17 protein-coding genes and 1 pseudogene are annotated in these 18,209 nt (G+C 49.5%); 9 read left to right on the top strand and 9 right to left on the bottom strand.

What is annotated here, in order from left to right:
• Window positions 1-42 precede the first annotated feature (42 nt).
• Window positions 43-537, bottom strand: a complete 495-nt coding sequence (locus ACN5NT_RS20395) for a hypothetical protein (protein WP_136797931.1) — start codon at window positions 535-537, stop codon at window positions 43-45.
• A 172-nt stretch (window positions 538-709) separates the two neighbouring features.
• Between ACN5NT_RS20395 and ACN5NT_RS20400 the strand changes: the two are divergent.
• Window positions 710-1,142: pseudogene (locus tag ACN5NT_RS20400) on the top strand (GNAT family N-acetyltransferase).
• 74 nt (window positions 1,143-1,216) lie between these two features.
• On the opposite strand, the gene ACN5NT_RS20405 reads toward ACN5NT_RS20400, so the two are convergent.
• From ACN5NT_RS20405 to ACN5NT_RS20435, 7 genes are all read right to left on the bottom strand, one after another.
• Complete coding sequence (locus ACN5NT_RS20405; protein ID WP_419176705.1) at window positions 1,217-1,834, bottom strand: hypothetical protein; 618 nt, start codon at window positions 1,832-1,834, stop codon at window positions 1,217-1,219.
• A gap of 54 nt (window positions 1,835-1,888) precedes the next feature.
• Window positions 1,889-2,143, bottom strand: a complete 255-nt coding sequence (locus tag ACN5NT_RS20410; RefSeq protein ID WP_419176706.1) for a YMGG-like glycine zipper-containing protein — start codon at window positions 2,141-2,143, stop codon at window positions 1,889-1,891.
• A 462-nt stretch (window positions 2,144-2,605) separates the two neighbouring features.
• Window positions 2,606-3,118: a YgjV family protein gene (locus tag ACN5NT_RS20415; protein ID WP_419176707.1), complete on the bottom strand. Its 513-nt coding sequence runs from the start codon at window positions 3,116-3,118 to the stop codon at window positions 2,606-2,608.
• 218 nt (window positions 3,119-3,336) lie between these two features.
• Window positions 3,337-4,533 carry a cation:proton antiporter gene (locus tag ACN5NT_RS20420; RefSeq protein WP_419176708.1) on the bottom strand — a complete coding sequence of 399 codons (1,197 nt, stop codon included), beginning with the start codon at window positions 4,531-4,533 and terminating at the stop codon, window positions 3,337-3,339.
• Window positions 4,534-4,734: 201 nt separating this feature from the next.
• Window positions 4,735-5,418: a hydrolase gene (locus tag ACN5NT_RS20425; RefSeq protein ID WP_419176709.1), complete on the bottom strand. Its 684-nt coding sequence runs from the start codon at window positions 5,416-5,418 to the stop codon at window positions 4,735-4,737.
• 159 nt (window positions 5,419-5,577) lie between these two features.
• Window positions 5,578-6,030, bottom strand: coding sequence for a MarR family winged helix-turn-helix transcriptional regulator (locus ACN5NT_RS20430; protein ID WP_419176710.1), 453 nt, complete (start codon window positions 6,028-6,030; stop codon window positions 5,578-5,580).
• A gap of 54 nt (window positions 6,031-6,084) precedes the next feature.
• Window positions 6,085-7,635: a VOC family protein gene (locus tag ACN5NT_RS20435; RefSeq protein ID WP_419176711.1), complete on the bottom strand. Its 1,551-nt coding sequence runs from the start codon at window positions 7,633-7,635 to the stop codon at window positions 6,085-6,087.
• A gap of 179 nt (window positions 7,636-7,814) precedes the next feature.
• On the opposite strand from ACN5NT_RS20435, the gene ACN5NT_RS20440 reads away from it, so the two are divergent.
• Together ACN5NT_RS20440 and ACN5NT_RS20445 are read left to right on the top strand one after the other, a co-directional pair.
• Window positions 7,815-8,303 carry a GNAT family N-acetyltransferase gene (locus ACN5NT_RS20440; RefSeq protein WP_419176778.1) on the top strand — a complete coding sequence of 163 codons (489 nt, stop codon included), beginning with the start codon at window positions 7,815-7,817 and terminating at the stop codon, window positions 8,301-8,303.
• A 65-nt stretch (window positions 8,304-8,368) separates the two neighbouring features.
• The gene (locus ACN5NT_RS20445) at window positions 8,369-8,923 is read left to right on the top strand and encodes a hypothetical protein (protein WP_419176712.1); all 555 of its coding nucleotides are present in this window, start codon (window positions 8,369-8,371) and stop codon (window positions 8,921-8,923) included.
• Window positions 8,924-9,272: 349 nt separating this feature from the next.
• Here ACN5NT_RS20445 and ACN5NT_RS20450 read toward each other — a convergent pair whose 3' ends face one another.
• A complete protein-coding gene (locus ACN5NT_RS20450) occupies window positions 9,273-9,605 on the bottom strand; it encodes a hypothetical protein (protein WP_419176713.1) in 333 nt (110 codons plus the stop codon).
• A gap of 366 nt (window positions 9,606-9,971) precedes the next feature.
• Between ACN5NT_RS20450 and ACN5NT_RS20455 the strand changes: the two genes are divergently transcribed.
• From ACN5NT_RS20455 to ACN5NT_RS20480, 6 genes are all read left to right on the top strand, one after another.
• The gene (locus ACN5NT_RS20455; protein ID WP_419176714.1) at window positions 9,972-11,396 is read left to right on the top strand and encodes a TolC family protein; all 1,425 of its coding nucleotides are present in this window, start codon (window positions 9,972-9,974) and stop codon (window positions 11,394-11,396) included.
• Between the two features lies 1 nt (window position 11,397).
• Window positions 11,398-12,375: an HlyD family secretion protein gene (locus ACN5NT_RS20460; RefSeq protein ID WP_136797940.1), complete on the top strand. Its 978-nt coding sequence runs from the start codon at window positions 11,398-11,400 to the stop codon at window positions 12,373-12,375.
• Window positions 12,372-13,580, top strand: a complete 1,209-nt coding sequence (locus ACN5NT_RS20465) for an ABC transporter permease (protein WP_419176715.1) — start codon at window positions 12,372-12,374, stop codon at window positions 13,578-13,580. Before ACN5NT_RS20460 ends, ACN5NT_RS20465 begins: the two co-directional genes overlap by 4 nt.
• Entirely contained in the window at window positions 13,577-14,761 is a 1,185-nt protein-coding gene (locus tag ACN5NT_RS20470) for an ABC transporter permease (protein WP_419176716.1), read from the top strand. The genes ACN5NT_RS20465 and ACN5NT_RS20470 overlap by 4 nt, the downstream gene beginning before the upstream one ends.
• 311 nt (window positions 14,762-15,072) lie before the next feature.
• Window positions 15,073-15,627: a GNAT family N-acetyltransferase gene (locus tag ACN5NT_RS20475; protein WP_419176717.1), complete on the top strand. Its 555-nt coding sequence runs from the start codon at window positions 15,073-15,075 to the stop codon at window positions 15,625-15,627.
• Window positions 15,628-17,232: 1,605 nt separating this feature from the next.
• The gene (locus ACN5NT_RS20480; RefSeq protein WP_419176718.1) at window positions 17,233-17,883 is read left to right on the top strand and encodes a hypothetical protein; all 651 of its coding nucleotides are present in this window, start codon (window positions 17,233-17,235) and stop codon (window positions 17,881-17,883) included.
• Window positions 17,884-18,209: the final 326 nt, after the last annotated feature.

Here is an 18,209-nt window from a genome sequence, read left to right on the forward strand (position 1 = left end):
GCATTCCGGGATCGATATGGATATTCTGCATCCGTTTCCCGTCTATTTAAATCCAGCACAATACCCCTTTCGCTCCGGACATATCAGATCCAGATCACTGACTTTCGCAGATTTACCGAAGCACTGGTTATTGTAGAGTTTAACTGTCTTGTCATGCTGGGAGGCACGAAGTTTTTGTTTATCCAGTGCCTTGTTGTAGAGATTTGAGTAATCGTTTCGTTTTGCCAACAGGTAATCATACTGGTCAATAAGGCTGTTCCGTTGGCTACCTGATGAATATTGTATCTCCCCTTCAATATCATTTAGTTTTCTATCGTAATAGCTGATTTTTTCGTCTATCTCATCCAGAATGTCCTCAAGCTTTCTGACATTCCCCTTCTTCTTCTCCATGGTCTGGTGATACGAGACACACTGCCTGAGTTCCTGCTGGCTGTAGAAATCCTGGCTGCTCTGTGCGGGACCTGCTGGTAGAAGCAGAGCCGCGGCGAATAAAAAAAATTGTGAGGCAGAGGAAAATTTCATGATGGATGTGTTCATTATGAAGATTGCAGAGTTAAGGTTAATAATATGAAATTACAACGTAAATTGAATAGCTGTCAATCTACCAGTTAGTTTTCGTCTAGACAATAATTAGCGTGATTTTAATCTCTTATTGCATGATGGGGAAATCAGATGGCGCGAAGTGAGTTGTTGCATTGATGAGGATGGTATTTTTGTAAAAGATGTATGTTCAACAGAGTATACCGAACTGTTGGTGGTATAGGGCAATTCGGTACGGGCCAGCCACGATCTTATTGGCGAAAAAGATATCGAATTTTTAAAGCCGATAATTATGGAGCAGGCTTTTCCGGCGTAATGCCGGAGGGTGTTAAAGCAGGTGGTTGGCCGGTTGTATAGGCGTGAGCGTTGGAATGATCGAAATGCTGTTTGTGCTCAACCGGGCAAGGAGAGGAGGTTACAGGTACGCATCAGCTGAGATACGCAGTTGATAATTCGGTCGCTGTGAAGGTTGATGTGAACGGGAAAAACCGGGATGACGTTGGTTTTTATGAGCAACAGGAGGGAAGGTCGTCTCCCGCTCACCACTGGGCAGCATGGGCAAACCTTTTCCGGTATTGCATCTGGAGCTGGTCAGGAAGTAGCTTGTGATTACTGATAGCCCGGAGCAAGGTCTATTCTCCAGGCTATCACGTCTCATTCTGGTGAAATACAGATTTTATTGAGCGTCTGCAGGAGCGACGCTCTCAACTGCCGGGAACGAATAGTGAGTGCCGTTTGCCTCCACCACCATGCCACGGACAGATTGCCCCTGGTCATCGTAAATGGCGATGCCAGTGTGCCCTTCCTTAAAGCCGATTCCGGCTCTCTCCACTTCATTACCATCCATGATAACCAGACCATAGCCTCGGTTGTCTCCACCGAGAGCAATAAATTTATTGCCGTTTTCATCACTCATTGCCAGGCTGGGAACACCCATGTCCATGCCCAAACCCAGTCTCGCTTTGCCGTGTTTGTCTGAGACCAAAATGCCGCTGCCCCTGTCATCTGCGGTGACACCGAGGCTCAAAACTTTTGTCCCGCTTGTATTGAAAACGCTTAGACCGGTACCAACTTTCTCATCGCTGCCAATATAGATGAGATGGTTGCCACGGCTATCGACTATGGTGATTTTCTTTGCGGTAAGTTCACCGAAAACCCCATCATTCCAGCTCGATTTTGCCCCCATTACCAGTATGACGAGTAGACCTATCGCCAAAAGGACCAGAGTACTCTGTAAGCGCCTGTTCTGTTGCTCCAGTCGATCAATTCTTCTCTGCAGGTTATCGAATCCCATAACTGTCTCCTTGTGAGAAAAGGGAATACCTCGCTATTGTGTCAGGACGTCACCCTATTTATTGAGAGCGTCATTGAGCAGGGCGCCGCCCAGAGCACCGGCACCAGCGCCTATCAAGGTTGCTCCGGTACTCGATCCTATAATCTGTCCGCCAATAGCCCCTACTGCACCGCCTACTGCCGCCCCTTTTTGGGTGGGGGTCATATTGGCACAGCCGAGAACAAAAGTTGAGATGAGGAGGCAGAGGTAGAGAGTAGTAGCTTTTCTGATCATGGTCATTTCCTCCTTGTTGGGATGAGTGATCATCATCAACCGATTATCCGCGGAAATGACAGAAGTAGGAAACGCTGGATTGATGATGATCGGTAACTGCTGCCTGCTGGTTTTATGAAAAATAATTATCTGGGGTATCCGTGTGCGTCAGATCACCTGCCTGCACCTGACCTGCCCAAACAGCGCCAGGGGCAGCTGAGTTATTCTTTAATATTATAAGATCGCTCTGAGCCAATGTAACGGTCTGAAGTGTATATTCAATCTACCTCAGGGTGGGAGATGATGTGGTAAGGCAGCAGGAATACTTGAATAAATTTGTGCGGTTTTGTGCAGACAGAGAGAAATGTCTATGCAGGTTATCGAATTTATGGAGGTTTGTCTGACATAAAAAAATTACTCCTGAAATTAAGCACGAGCCCGGCGATAATTCCAGTAACAGGGGAGAGGGGTGAAAAGTGTGAAATCCCCAACGGTGCAGGCTGTTGGGGATTTGTTGTTCTATGCCGGACTATTAACAGGCCGGGGACGGAGGTAATATCTGTAGTAACCAATCACGTTGGAAACCATGAAGCACGATTCCAGTGCCACTGCTCCGGGAGATCCGGCAAGGATGTTATGCATAATCCAGAAGCAGGTCCCGCAGAATATCAGTTCACGCAGCAGCTTATCTGTACTACTGAATGAGGCGACAGTACTCAGGATTGCGGCACCTAAGCTCAGTACGGAAAGCAGTCCGGCGTAGGTGGTGCAGAAGATCGCTCCACAGAAAAAGAGAAATACCCAGAGAAGCAGTCTGGCGGTGGTGAATATTGTGACTGTATACCTGATGGCGTTGAGCATAAACAACCATGCTCCGGTCCAGTGCTCGAGACACATGAAATGAATCGAAATGAGAAAGCAGGAGATAGCAAGGCAGGTAAGGATACTGGATCGGTGCTTAAACTGAAAAGAAGCAATATCAGCAATGACAGCTATGCCGACAATGATTTGCGAAATGAGAAAAAGGGACATCCTGAAAAAACCATGGGTAGAGCTCTAAGCAAAAGGCGGAACTGGTCGGGTTGGTGCGACCGCATCGGCGCGACAATATATAGTTGGGATAACAGCTTGTCGAGCAAATTGTGGCAGGCTGAAAAGGTAACGGGAGGAAGGTTCTGACCAGCTGCGTTTGAAATGAAAAAATAGCGTTGAATATTCATGACATCGACGTCAGGTTTACCTGTCGTACGTCATTTACCATGACGGCGGCTAAGAACTGCGATGAGGGGGTGAGCGGAGATGCCGTGGCCGATGATGCTCAGGATAACGCAGCAGACAGCAGTTATGACGATCTCGGCCTTATGGGGAAGTTGGCTGTTGAAAATCATTACAGCGAAGACAATGGTCGCCAGCCCTCTGGGACCAAACCAGCCAATAAAAAGCTTATCGGAAGTATTCAAGGCTGTGGCTGAAAGTGCGACATATACAGGTAACATTCGAATAACTGTCAAGCTGAGCAGGGCGAAGACGATACTCTGCCAACCAAAACTGCCTATGGTGCTGCTGACCACACTGCAACCGAAAACCGTCCAGGTGATAAGGGACAAGCCATCCCCGGCACCTTCTGCCGCGAGAAGATACTGATGTTTATGTTCTCTGACCATGCCACCAAAGATCAGGCCGCCACAGAAGGCCGCGATGAAACCGCTGCCGCCCGCCAGTTGAGCAAGGGAAAAACATGAAAGAGAAAGGGCAATAACCGGTAGCTCCTGCCAGTCTTCATTGATCCAGTTTCTATTTTTACAGTAGTTGATCAGCAAGCTGCCGCCAACTGCCAGCAGTCCGCCAACAATTAATCCAATCCCGATTTCTTCAAATGTGTACTGAAAAGCGATCAGCAGTGGTTTGCCCTGTTCAACACTATCGGTGGCAACAGTCAGAAAGGTGAGCAGAACCGGGACACAGATGCCATCGTTGAGGCCGCTTTCAATATTAAGGCTTTCGCGCAGGTTGACCGGAACTTTTTTGTCTGTCACCACCGCAGCACCTAAAGCTGCATCGGTTGGAGCGAGTATAGTTGCCAGTATGGCGATTTCCAACCAGCCAAGGTCCCGGAAGATTATCCCTCCGACAAGTATGCCGGAGATGATGGTTAAAGGCAGACCGATACACAGCAGCCTTTGTGGAATACGGAAATTTTGTCTCAGGACTTTGAGGTCGGCATTGGCAGCGTCACTGAAAAGTACGAGCGCAAGGGTCAGCTCTGCGAGAGATTTCAGCCCCTCTGCTTCAATGTCGAGACTGAGCAGATCAAAGCCCAAAGGACCGGATACCAGGCCAAAGGCTGTAAACATAATTGCCCCGCTGATAAGCGATCGCCCAATTACGCCGCTGGTTACACTATAAATAAATACAAAAATGCAGATTACCGCCAGATTTGCATACATGAATTCAGCTGGAGATACGTAAATGGAGTGGATGAGAGAGTATCTTCCTGTCCTGATAGTATCTCATGCCAGAGCTGTCCGGTCAAGAAAAGGAGGACGGCGGTGCGAAGAGTTGCACAGCCGGGAACGGTAAAGTCGGCAGGTGAATTCAGATGTTAGCAGGCATGGTTTGTAATAAACCATGCCTGCGGGCGGAAAGAATCACGCAGCCTTAGGAGGGATTGTTTTACCATGAAAGTTGCCTCGTTTGGGAGCCTTATGTACCATGCTGTACGCATAATCCACCCCCATGCCATAGGCACCGCTATGCTCCTGAACCAGAGCGATGGTTGCGTCATATGTTTCTTTGCGGGCCCAGTCCCTTTGCCATTCAAGGAGTACCTGCTGCCAGGTCACCGGTACCACTCCGGCTTGTACCATTCGATCCATCGCGTAGTTATGAGCGTCAAGGGATGTTCCGCCTGAGGCATCGGCCACCATGTAGATTTCGTAGTCACCTTCCAGCATTGCAGAGAGGGCGAAGGTACAGTTGCATACTTCTGTCCAGAGCCCGGAGACAACTACTTTATTTCTACCATTTTGAACAAGGGCGTCCCGTACTTTCCGGTCGTCCCATGAGTTCATGGAAGTCCTCTCCAGTAATTCTTGTTCCGGAAAAACATCAAGTAATTCAGGGTAAGTATGGCCGGAAAAACTTTCTGTCTCAACAGTGGTGATGATGGTGGGAATTTCGAAAATCCTGGCAGCTTTGGCAAGCGCCACCACATTGTTTTTTAGTAGTTGTCTGTCTATAGACTGCACACCGAAGGCCATCTGCGGCTGGTGATCTATAAAGATGAGTTGACTGTTACCAGGTGTGAGAACTTCGAGTTTTTTCCTGTTCATGATCTTTCTCCAGCTAATTTTTCAGAGAGATGAGGGGATACCATAAAAGTTCTATGGTGACAGTATCGCAGAGAATACCTGTAGTCACCTCGGAGTATTACCATTGGCTTTGAGAGCCGATGGAAACTGTAAAATTGCAACGATGCGATCAACGATCAGCTAGCGGGTTGTCGTGTTTGGTTCATCTGTAATCTGCTCGGCCTGCAGACCAATTTTTTTAAGAAGTGAGGCCAGTTCACTGAGCTCATTCTGGTTAAAGCCTTCAATCAGGCGTTCCAGCATTTTGCAATGGGAGCTGTACGCCGCTGTAATTATCTGTTTGCCTGCTTTGGTTAAATGCAGGTAGTAGGATCTGCCGTCCGCGGGGTCGCGGACCCGCTGGACCAACTCTCTTTTTTCAAGGCGATTAGCGGCAGTGCTCATTGAGCCGCTGGTCAGCAATACCTTGTCGGCGATCTTGCTGATCGGCATAGCCCCTTTATGCAGCAGGGCTTCCAGGATCATGAAATCGGTGGTGTTGAGGCCGGTTTGGGCAATACTCCTTTTATCCAGCTGTTCAATAGCTTTATTGGCTCTGCCGAAGATCAGCCTGATGCGTGACCCGGTATACATAGCTATCATGCTCCATGGTGTTGTTGTTTGAAATGGGTAGGTGAAATCGTTATTTCAGGCTGTTGCGGGCTCAGTCGATTGTCGGTTTTGTAGCCACTTCCTGGCAATTTCAATATCTGTTGGAGTGATATTGTGGTCAGCCTGGATTTCAGCCACGTGCACCCTGGCACCATATTGTCTGAGAGTATCTATGAGTTTGTCTGTACTCGCAGCGGGAATAATTCTATCCTCCGTTCCTTTTAATATCAGTGTATTGTGGCCAGTGAGATCCACCGGCACAGGTACGGTGATAGGCAGCATGGGGCGTACCAGTATGGCGCTGCCAAAGAGTTGTGGATGGAGTAAGAGCAATGCTGCAGCGATGTTGGCACCATTAGAATATCCCAACGCAATGAGTTGTTGGGGATTCCGTCGATATTGGAGAGAGACCCGGCCAAGGAAGCTGTTCAGATCTTCACTTCGTTTTCGGATATCGTCTTCATCGAAAACACCAGACGAAAAACGTCTGAAAAATCGCTTCATGCCGTGTTCAGTCACCTGACCGCGGGGGCTGATAATCGCAGCATCTGGTGCTATGGTTCTGGCCAGTGGAATCAAGTCATGTTCATCTCCACCAGTACCGTGGAAAGCGACTATTGTTCGCTCTGTTGGAGGCGGTTTGGGAGGTGCTGAATAAGTGTAAATATATTCAACAGCCCGGAGTGGAGCCAAACGCTTTTCGATTTCGCCACGCATGGGTTCATACTCGCCAGGCAATTGCAATTGCATGCCAAGCTGGACGATATCTTCGTCAACGGCAAAGCCGGGAGGATCGGTTGCGATTTCAAATAGAACACCGCCCGGTTCGCGAAAATAAATTGAGCGGAAATATTTGCGATCCCGCACCGGGCTTACCGGGTAGTCTCGCTTGAGCAGTCGTTCCTGCCATTCTCTCTGTTCACTGTCGGAGCTGCAGCGGAAGGCGATATGATGGACTGTGCCGCGTCCCTGTAACCCGTCGGGCAGCTCAGGTGTGAGCAGTACGTCGTAATACTGGATAGAGCGGTCCGGCGATTTCAGAGCAAAGCGGTGGCGCCCGGCTTCTTCCCCTACATAGCCCATAGACATGGTATCTTCAAGCAGTCCTCTCGAGTGATCCAGGGAGGTTGCCAGGGCGGTGACGGAATGAAGACCAATGATTCCGTTTTGGTTATACTCCTGGTGGTCGCAGGTTATCAATTCATAGGTCAATCCCTCGGAATCTGAAAATTGCAGCACAGTCTCGCTAAATCTCTGTTGCTCTATCACGTCTATACCCTGGGCTCTGAGGTGCTCTTGCCAATACCCGAATGCCCGCCAGGGTATCGTGAAGGCTATTGAACTGATCATGCCTGGCCCAGGCCTTCCTTTTGGTGCATTTTCCCATGGGAAAAAGGTGACTATTGTGCCGGGATTACCCTGGTGATCGCCGTAATAAAGGTGGTATGTGAACGGGTCGTCGAAATTCACGGTCTGTTTAACGAGCCTGAGGCCAAGAACCTGCTCCATAAAGGTGAGGTTTTCCGGAGCAGATCCGGTAATAGCAGTGATGTGATGGATGCCATGAATAGAATTGGTTACTTGCATACCAACCTCCAATGAATCTTTATCTCAAGGTAGAAAATTCTACTCCCTGATAATGATATTTTAGTATGTTAATCAAAGGATATGCTTTAAGTGGGAATGTTTCACATATGAGAAACAATAATACAATCTATCTTGATATCAAGATAGATTGCCATGGTAATATAATTGCAGAGGGTGAAATGGATAATGGTGTGACTATTCGTGTACTTGACGAAGGGGATCTGGACGCAACCGCCGCAGTTCACCAAGCGTCTTTTGTCCGGCAACAATGCTCAAAAGAGTGGTTGCATTGCAACTTTAACGCATTTCCCAGGTCTCAACTCTTTGTAGCAGAGAACGTGAAAAATGAGATTACAGGATATATCCTATGGTGCCAAAAAGCAGGTTTTCGATCGGAAGTGGTACTTGAACTGGAGCAACTCGCTGTACATCCAGCCCATCAGGGGCAGGGCATCGGGACCAGGCTGATACTCGAATCTCTACCGTTGGTTCAACGGCAGCTGCAAAGCAGGGGAGCAACGGTAAAACACATTATGGTCACCACCAGGGCGGATAATGCGGCGCAACGACTCTACAGGAAAACCCTCAATGCAGAGGTGGAGGCAACGGTGTGTAATTTATATTCAGCCGATGAGGTGGTAATGATTTCCAGAAATATTGCTCTCTGAATAACAGTTGTGTCAACTGGCTTGCCTGTTCCAGCTGTTATGGACATCAAGGATGTTTGTCTGTAGTGACATCCAAATCGCTCATGACTTTTCCCCTGATTTTGCCAACCATGCCTATAACCTCTCAACTCATCAACCAGATTAAACAACATTACGGCCTGGACTGGTATGGCACTCATGGTGTTGTGCACTGGAGCCATGTCTATGAGAATGGGATGAGGCTGGCAGCGCAGGACGGGGTAAACCGAAAAGTTGTAGCGCTCTTTTCGGTGTTTCATGACTCCCGGCGGTTGAATGAGGGCGTGGATGACGGTCATGGTCCACGCGGCGCCGGGTTAGCCGGTGATCTGCGGGATCTTTATTCTATAACTGATCAGGAATTCGACCTGCTTCAGATAGCCTGCAGGCTGCATACAGTGGCCGATACCCATCGTGATATCACAGTTCAGGCCTGTTTCGACGCAGATCGCCTCGATCTTGGCAGGGTCGGTAATATTCCCGATCCGCGTTATCTTTGCACCCCGTTGGCCAAAGAACGGGAAATACTCGATTGGGCCTATAACAAGAGCTTGATCCGGAAATTTCCTTGCGATCCTTTTGGGCTTTCGGATATTTTCTGAATTGTAATTTCCTCGCGAATACCGTTCTATCACACCTTTTTCGCTCCCTGGCATTAAAACTCTATGCCCTTCATTGTTTTGAAACGGACGTATCAATTGCTGCAAAGTGACCCGAAGAGGCACGAACAGGAATAAAACGTTTGTTCAGCTGTATAGGTGTATAGGTGTATAGGTGTATAGGTGTATTGGTGTATTTAGGTCATAACCTGACAGGTCGAAACCCGCAGGACGAGTTTGGTTGAGCACTGGGGAATGGAAAGAGTGTATGGCCCCAGGCTGAGAAGGGGAATCCGGTGCCCTGAAGAGGGCGATAACCATCAGGGCACCGAACGTTCATTTAAAAAACGAATTATGTTTTTTCCCTGTTGATACATCTTTCAAGGTAGTCGAGCTGAACTTCTATCTCTTTCTTGAGCAGGTTCACATTGGCATGAGCTTCCTTTACCGCGTTGTAGAGCGAAGAGAGTGTGAAATATGGCGGGTCCGGTTCGGGAAGGGGTTTGACCCCGGGAATCGATAATAGGTGGATGCCCAAAAAGGCCACAAGAAAAGCGTCTTTGGGTGAATAGCCTGCCGTTATCAGGCTGTGATACTGTTTGACCGCTGCGGCGGCATCAAGGGCTGCCTTGCTTTTCATGGTTTTATGGAATCGTTCTTCCATCACGTTGCTTGCATTTGCCATGATGCACCTCCTGTTCGATTGTTCTCGTGGATTGTCGTGCGGGTGAAGGGTGAGGTCGGAAAGGGCATGGGCAAAACCGGTGCTTGCTTGATTGTATGCAGATACGGAAAGAAAGTCCACAAGTGGGAAAAAAGGAGTAGAATAGGGGCACCTGATCGTTCCTCACAAAAGAAATACGCTTTCTCTTTGAACTTCCTCAAACATTGTCTTCACTGATTCTTGACGCATCAAAAAGCCCCCCGTATAGTGGACAACGAAAAAATAACAGGATTTCGATGTCTATTGATATATGGCAAATCGCTTATGGCTTTACACCCTTGTGCGATTTGAAAGGATGCGTACAGGATGGGACAAACGGTAAATAGCGTGAAACGATTTATTTGTCGGACGACGGTAGGAGCATTGGTATGCACTCTGCCTCTTTTTCTCGGCACAGGCGCCGGTGCTGCAGAGATCAGTTTTACCGAGGCCTGGCAGCGGGTGAAAGCGAGTAATGAACTGCTGCAGGCGGAACAGGCGAATATTGAGCGTGCCGAACATGAGCGGTCTGCCAATCGTGATTTGTATTTGCCCCAGTTGAACCTCTCGGCGGGCTATATGTATCTCGACGACAGTGTTGAACTGAGTGGCTCACAGATACTTGACTCCATTTCGGGAAGTGACGATTTGCTTGAGGCATTGGCGCCGATCCTTGGGTCGATCGATGTTGATCCGACTTCATTGCTTGGTCTCAGTTCAACCATCAGTGAGCGGGAGGTGTTGATCAGCGGTCTCTCCATGCTCTGGCCGCTCTATACCGGAGGCAGGATCACCGCAGCACAGGATATTGCCAAAGCCAGGGTCAGGGAGTCGGAACTGCAGTATCAGTTAAAACTTCGTGACCGCTTTGAAGAACTCAGCAAACGTTATTTCGGCGTGGTCTTTGCCGAACAGATAGTAGCCACTCGCCTGGAAGTGGAGGCGAGCCTGAAAAAGCACCTGGACCATGCCACCCTGCTCTATAAAAACGGCCAGGTTGCCGAGGTTGAGCGCATGCAGGCCGAGGCTTCCTACGATCGGGCCAGGGTTAACCGGCTGAAAGCCGAAGCTGATCGTAAAATTGCCTCCACCGCTTTAAACAGTATGCTCGCTGTCGAAGAGCCGGCCCAGCCGGCTACCCCGCTGTTCGTGCGGGACGATCTGCCACTCCTGGAGAGCAGCATAAATGGTGCGCTTGCCGGCTTTCCGGGTCTGGCAATATTTGACGCCAAGGAGGAGATGGTCGCAGGCAAGGCGGCAGTTGAGAAAGGTAAGTATTTCCCTGAAGTGGCCGCTGTTGGTAATTACAGCCTGCACGAGGGTGACGGGCTTGCCTTCGAGCTGACTCCCGATTGGTTTGTGGGGGTGAGTGTAAGCTTGCCTCTTATTGACCGTTCAGGGCGTGGTGGGCATTATCGGGCGGCGAAAAGCCTGGAGAGAAGGATCGATCTGCTCAGGAGTCAGGCCAGGAAGGATATCAGCCTGCTGGTGGAGAAGACCTGGCGTGAAACCTCCCAGGCGCTGGCTGAATATGAGGGGCTGAAAACATCACTCAAATTGGCGGAAGAAACCGTCGTGCTCAGGAACAAGGCCTTTCAGCAGGGACTTGCCACCTCTCTGGATGTGATCGACGCCAACCTGTTTGTGGCTTCGGTAAAAACTCAGCGGTCGCTTGCCGCCTATACCTATATAAAACGTCTGGCCAGGCTGCTCACTCTCAGCGGGGATGTGGGTGATGAAGGGTTTGACGTGCAACTGATAGAAGGGGAATGAGATGCGTTTTTTACAAACATTGTTGCTGGTAGCTGTGGGTGCAGGAGTGACCGGATATCTCTGTTATGGGTTCTGGCAGGCGTACCAGCCGCAGCCCACAATGATTCAGGGGCAGATCGAGGCGCAACAATACAATATTTCCTCAAAGGTCCCGGGCCGTATTGAGGCGGTGAATGTTAAGAAAGGTGATCAGGTTGCCAGCGGGGATCTGATTTTCACCATTTACAGCCCGGAGCTTGAGGCGAAACTGGCCCAGGCCAGAGCGGGTCAGGATACTGCGGATGCGATGGCAGAGCAGGCCAACAAGGGAGCACGCGATCAGGAAGTTGCTGCGGCCCGTGACCAGTGGCAAAAGGCCAAGGCGGCTGCTGATCTGCTCGAGAAAACGTATGCCCGCATTGAAAACCTCTATAAGGACGGGGTAGTGCCTGAGCAGAAACGGGATGAGGTCTATACCCAGCTTCAGGCTGCTCACTATACTGAGAACGCTGCTTATCAGCTCTATCAGATGGCTGAGGAAGGTGCCCGTGAGGAGACCAAGAAAGCCGCGGAAGGCCAGGCTCGGATGGCTGCAGGCGCTGTAGCCGAGGTAGAAGCATATGCCGCCGATACCAGCATTATAAGCCATAGTGGCGGAGAAGTGAGTCAGGTCTTGCTTCAGGACGGTGAGCTGGCCCCCCAGGGGTTTCCTGTGGTGACCCTGGTCGATATGGATGACGCCTGGGCGGTGTTCAATATCCGTGAAGATATGCTGACCATGTTCAGTAAGGGCACTGAGTTTACTGCCTCGATTCCAGCTCTTGGCAGTGAGTATAGCTTTCAGGTAAGTCACGTCGCAGTCTTGGGGGATTTTGCCACCTGGCGGGCGACGAACACCAGTAAAGGTTTTGATATGCGCACCTTTGAAGTCGAGGCGCGGCCGGTAGAGGCTGTCGAAGGGCTCAGGGTTGGCATGAGTGTTGTCGTGACAATGCCATGATGAGCGGCACCGGGGTACAGCGAAAATCAGAGTGGCGGCTGCTGGCTTCAGATCCCTGGTTACAGGCCCTGACTGGTTGGCTGCCTCTGCTGCTCTTTTTGATGATCTATGCGATCTTTGCGCAAGGGTTGCCCAGGGACCTGGCCATAGGTGTGGTCGACCTGGATAAAAGCCAGCTATCACGAATGCTTGTTCGTGGCTATGATAGTTCGCCGACCCTGGCGGTGACACGATCATATAGTTCGTTGGCAGAAGGGCTGCAGGATATGCGGGGAGGCGAACTCTACGGAGTGGTTCTGATCGGGCGTGACAGTGAAAAGCATATGATGCTCGGTATTCCGCCAGAAGTGAATGGCTTCTACAATAGTCAGTATCTCCTCACCGGCAAACTGGTGAAAGCGGCTCTTGCTGAGGCCCATATGACCACAGTGGCCAGAATTGACGTGAAAAAGCGTCTGCTGGGCGACGGTGCTCGGGTGGTGAGCGAGGCGCTGGCTGGTGCCGTGCCTGTCTCGACCCAGGTGACGGCGCTCTATAACATCAGCCGCAATTATGCGCAGTTTCTCTGCACCGCAATTATCCCGGCTATCTGGCAGATTTTGATCGTAATGGTAACCGTCTACAGTTTCTCCATCGAGCTGCGAAACAACCCCTCCGCCGGGCTTGGTGGCTGGTTGCAGGACAAGCCCTTTTCTGCTCTCCTGAACAAACTCGTTCCGTACACCTGTATCTTCTGGTTACAGGGCCTTGTAACCATAATTGGCATGTTCGTAATCGCAGGTTGGCCCATGCATGGCAGTTTTGCGGTATTGGCCTGTGCGCAGTTACTCACGGTTTGTGCCTGCCAGGCCATGGGGGCTCTGATCTTTTTCCTTATCCGGGATGCTGCCCGTGCGATAAGCACGGCCGGAGCATTCTCTGCCCCGGGGCTTGCCTTTATGGGGGTAACGTTTCCGGTGACAGATATGATCTATCCTGCCCAGGTGTGGCGGAGTCTTTTGCCGGTAAGCCATTACATGGACATTCAGATAACCCAGGCAAACTATGGTGCCACGATTGGTGCTTCCATGTCGGATTTTATTAATCTGTTCGCCTTTGTTGTACCGGCCCTGATTGTGCTGGCATTGGCATATCGTTATCGGCTTAAAGAATCGGAAATTGTCGATAAAAGGGAAGCAGGGCTTGAAGGTGAGGTGCGGGCATGAGTTTGATTGAGCTATGCAAAGCAGAGTTGCGGGCCATCTTCACCAACCCGGCCCTGCTGTTGACAGTTTTGGGCGGGGTATTGTTTTACAGTGTGCTCTACCCCTTGCCCTATGTATCGCAGGTGCCGAGAGAGCAGCAGGTCGTAGTGGCCGATCTCGACGGGAGTCAGCTGAGTAGAAAATTACTGCGCATGGTGGACGCCACTCCCCAGGTAAAAATTATCCGGCAGGCCGGTTCCATCAACGAGGCGAAGCAGATACTCATGGAGCAGGACCTGGCCGGAATGCTGGTTATTCCCGAAAATTTTTATCGGGATCTGCTTATGGGGCGGCAGCCTGCTGTTTCATTTGCTGGAGATGCCAGCTATTTTCTGGTCTTCGGCACAGTGATGGAGGGGATGACCGGAGCCGGACAAACTCTGGCGGCGCAGGTGAAGGTCTCGCGACTGCTGGTCGATGGCCAGGCCCTGCCCATGGCAGAACAGCAGTATACGCCGGTGAAACTCCGTCTGCACGCCATGTTCAATGAGGCGGAAGGGTATGTGAATTATGTTATTCCAGCAGTATTTGTCCTTATTCTGCACCAGACCCTGATTATGGGACTAGGCATTCTGGCGGGCAGCGAAAAAGAAAATCTGGCGCGCCAGAAAAGCGTGGGCGAGGAGCCATACTGGCTAAAGGTATCACCGCTTGCGCTGGTGTGTGTCCGGGCTTCGATTTTTGTAGGTATCTATCTGTTGCTCTGCTGTTACTATTTTGGTATCTGCCTGCAAATTTATGATCTGCCGCGCCTCGCAGAGGTGGGAGATATCGTCATGTTCGGGCTGGTATTTCTTTTTGCGACCAGTTTCTTCGGGGTGGCGCTGGGATCGGTGCTTGGCAGAAGGGAGCAGGTGACGGTCATTGCCCTTGTCAGTTCACTGCCGCTGGTTTTCAGCTGCGGTTTTATCTGGCCGGAGACGGCTATTCCCGGCTGGATCGTTATGTTGGTTCAGCTTGTTCCTGCAGTTCCAGGCATAGACGGTATGGTCAAGCTGAACCAGATGGGGGCCTCTATTCAGCAGGTTTTGCCGAATATGCAACACCTGTTGCTGCTCGGCGCTGTGAGCCTGGTGCTGGCGGTGGTGCTGATGTCGCGCAGAAAACGTTTGGCGTTAAAAGAGATGAATAAAACGGGCTGAAGCAGTCACTCCTTTCGTGGTGATTGCCTGGTATACCCATTGAATTGTACTCTTAAAAGTTTGGCAGGTAATCAAACCCTGCTGACCTGAGACCTCTTCACACCCAAGAAACGGGTATGCGGGCCGAGCGCGGCCAAAAGGACTTGCAAGAGCCTTGCATGGATATCAACCCTTTCGTCAAGCAGAACCGGGCTGCAAATTGATATATAAAGATACGTCAAAATTTCTGTCATAATCGGGCAGAATATAAAAGAAGTTCAGATATGAAGTGTCAGTTAAAAAGAACCCGATTGCATGATGTACGTGAGCCGATGTTTAACAGAACGTGGGAGCTGTATACGCAATCTTTTCCAGCCGATGAGAGGCGATTGCCGGCTGGCCAGTCGGCTGTGATGGCAAAGAATGAGTACAGATGCGAATGGATTGAGGCAGATGGTCATTTGGCCGGTCTGCTCTTTTGGTGGTCAGTTGCTGGTATGCGCTATGTGGAACACGTGGCAACAAGCCCTGGCATGAGGGGGAAGGGGCTTGGTAAACAGATTCTAGAGGATTTTATCGCCGAATCGGTATCCCCAATCCTGCTCGAGGTTGAGAAACCCGAACTGGCTGTAACTCCGGCCGAGCAATGGATACGGCAGCGGAGAGTTGACTTTTATACCAGACTCAATTTCATCCTGAATCGTCATGAGTATTATCAGCCGCCATATTTTCCAGGTGGAGAGCGTCTCAATCTTTACGTGATGTCGTATCAGCAACCGCTCTCAAAAGAAACGTTGGCAGAATTTGTCTCTGGTTGCCATCCGGTAATCTACGGGCCTGAATGTCCGACACCCCCCAGGCAGGGTTGCTGCCGGAATGGGAGATAAGTTTGCGGTTTGACCTTAGGAGCGCAAAAAACAAAAAGGCCGGAAACTCCGTACGGGTTCCGGCCTTTTCTGTCCATCTGGTAAAAAACTGCCGAGTACCAATAGCTTGAATATCATGAACTCAGTCTATAAACCAAAGTTGTCTCATGAATAGTTAACATCTTGTAACCGCCAGTAAGAGGCACACTTTACAAGGATGTTACTGATGACAACATGGTTCAAAAGGGAAGTCTGCAGTCCACCGGTTGAGTGGCTATAAACTCTATCTCCCTATCTGGAGCAGGTCATCCCTTCTCCAGGATTTGTTTTGTGTTCAGGTTGACACCTCCATACTTTCGCGCCTTCAGGCTACGACCTTACGGCACGTCATGTTTTAACGTTTGATGGCGACAGGTGATTTGGAGTATTCACACCCCGTAATTCTATAAATTAAGTGGGTATTACGATTATCCCAGTTGTCTGTCGTCCGTGAAGTCAGGTTTTATCAGGCTGAAGTAAAACAGCAGATTGTGAAGCACCGGATACCTGCCGGTTATGCATGTATCTTTTTCATTAGCAGAAAAATCCCATGAATAACAGAGGTAGCCTGATGCTTCAGACCTACAATCGGATAAAACACGAACTCCTGTTAAATTTGTGAATGTTTCCGGGATGAACAGTTGAAGATACTCCTGGTCATAATCTGCAAAAACGGGAGTAGCTTTGCTGCAATTACGACGGCGCAATCAACTGCGCTTTGATGTCGTTATTATGTTCGTACCGGTCTAATGCCAGCCCGGAGTTACATTCATTCGCTACAGGCACATATGGTTGAAGCCGTAGATAGCCTGTTACATCTTTTCACTACGCAGAGACACGAATTGGGAAAAGAACCATTCTGTCGCTATTCAATGAAGATGTAAACATGGTTTCAATGCGTGAGGTTGAAGAAACGTCTACAACCTCATTACAATGTTCTGCTTCGGGCTATTTGTCTTTGATCTTGAGATCTTCGATGTCGAGATCAAGGGGTAGTAGCTGCCACGTTGTTGCCTCTTTCTCCATAATCACTACCACCGCCTAAATGGTATGTACAGCTTTAAAAGCCCTGTGTTTTCAGAACAAATTGCTGAAAGTGTTAAAATCAATGGTCAGCATATTATCTGCTTGCAAAGAATGGTGGCAGTGGAGTAGCCTGATAGATTTTTTTATCATCCCCAGATACTCTTATCGAGTATGGCAGCTGGCAATATAATTTCAGGCTGTTTTGTCTTTTCCTTGTCTGGGGGCATCCTTGCGGCGTGTCACCGGCTATTTAGGTTGTTCTCCTCTGCTGGTATTATCCTATTCTCTTTCAGGCTCAGTCAGCATATTGATATCTGTCGTACTGTAAAGCTGGCTGAACTCTACCCTGGTTGTCGGTGAGGCAATAAAGGTAAATGACCAATTTTTTAGTAGCTTGATTTAACAGCTAGTCATAGCAACAATTAATAAGGGTAAGGAAGGCTAATCGGTGCCATTGGATGACGAGGTATGGATGAAAGTTCATTCTGTGGAATGATCATTGTGCGTCCAGTTAACACCTTAAAGTCTCTTGAAATTTAGAAAAATACAACCAGGTGTGATATGAAACTCTCATATATTCTGATTGCGGCATTGGTTCTGTCTTTTTCTGGCTGCACGTTGGGTGTTGGCCCCTTTACTTCAAGCAAATTACCGGATGAGTGGTCAGCCACAAACGGGGTATTGGTCATTGCCACCGACGCCACGAATAGAACCAGCGATCGCTTTGCCTATTATTACTCGTTTGTCTCAGCCGACAGACCGGATTTCAAGATTAACCTGCGTCTTCTGGAGACGAGAAAAACAGCGGTGATAGCTGATATGATCCCGGGTCAGTATACCCTGACGGGAGTGAAAGTTGTGAGTGAACCCACCAGCCAAATCAAGACTTTTGTAGCCCCGGATATCAGGCAGATGAAACACCCTGTGTCGTTCACAATTGAACCGGGGGCTATTACGATTCTTGACTATGGTGTGTCGGCTGCCCAGGTTTATCCAAATGGGTTCAGGTTTGAGGATCTCATGCAAAATATGCAGCTCAAGAAACTCTCGGCGGTGGATCGGAGTGTTGTCCTGCAGGATTTGAGTCTGCGTGGAAATCTCTCTGCCTGGAAGGTCGTTGTAGGTGAACCGACGGACCATCTCCCTGAAGTAGCATTTTCAAACAGTTCGAAAGCCTTTATCAGAACCTATATCAGGAGGTATGACGACTGATCGAATGTAGAGTCAATATCGATAACATGCGTCAGGGCCGTCATTGGGATTGAGGCTTCCGGACAGCATAACGGGACGTTTGGTTTTCCAGCCGGCAACTGCCGAATCGGCGAGCAGGCAGAGCGAATACAAAAGGGTTACTCCACAACAGGAGTAACCCTTTTGTTGTATGGAGTGCACGCTATGGGCAGGCAAGGTTCCGTTGTGCTACCGGCGAAGATGGCATGATGTTGGGTAAATAATTGAAATCTTGTGGTTAATGTGTTTTGCTGTGTTGGTCTCAAGGATTATGTCCTGTAAAAACAGATAGATGTGGTCACAGCTCC

Origin of the sequence: Desulfosediminicola sp. (assembly GCF_048381775.1) — a bacterium.
GTDB lineage: Bacteria > Desulfobacterota > Desulfobulbia > Desulfobulbales > Desulfocapsaceae > Desulfopila > Desulfopila ganghwensis.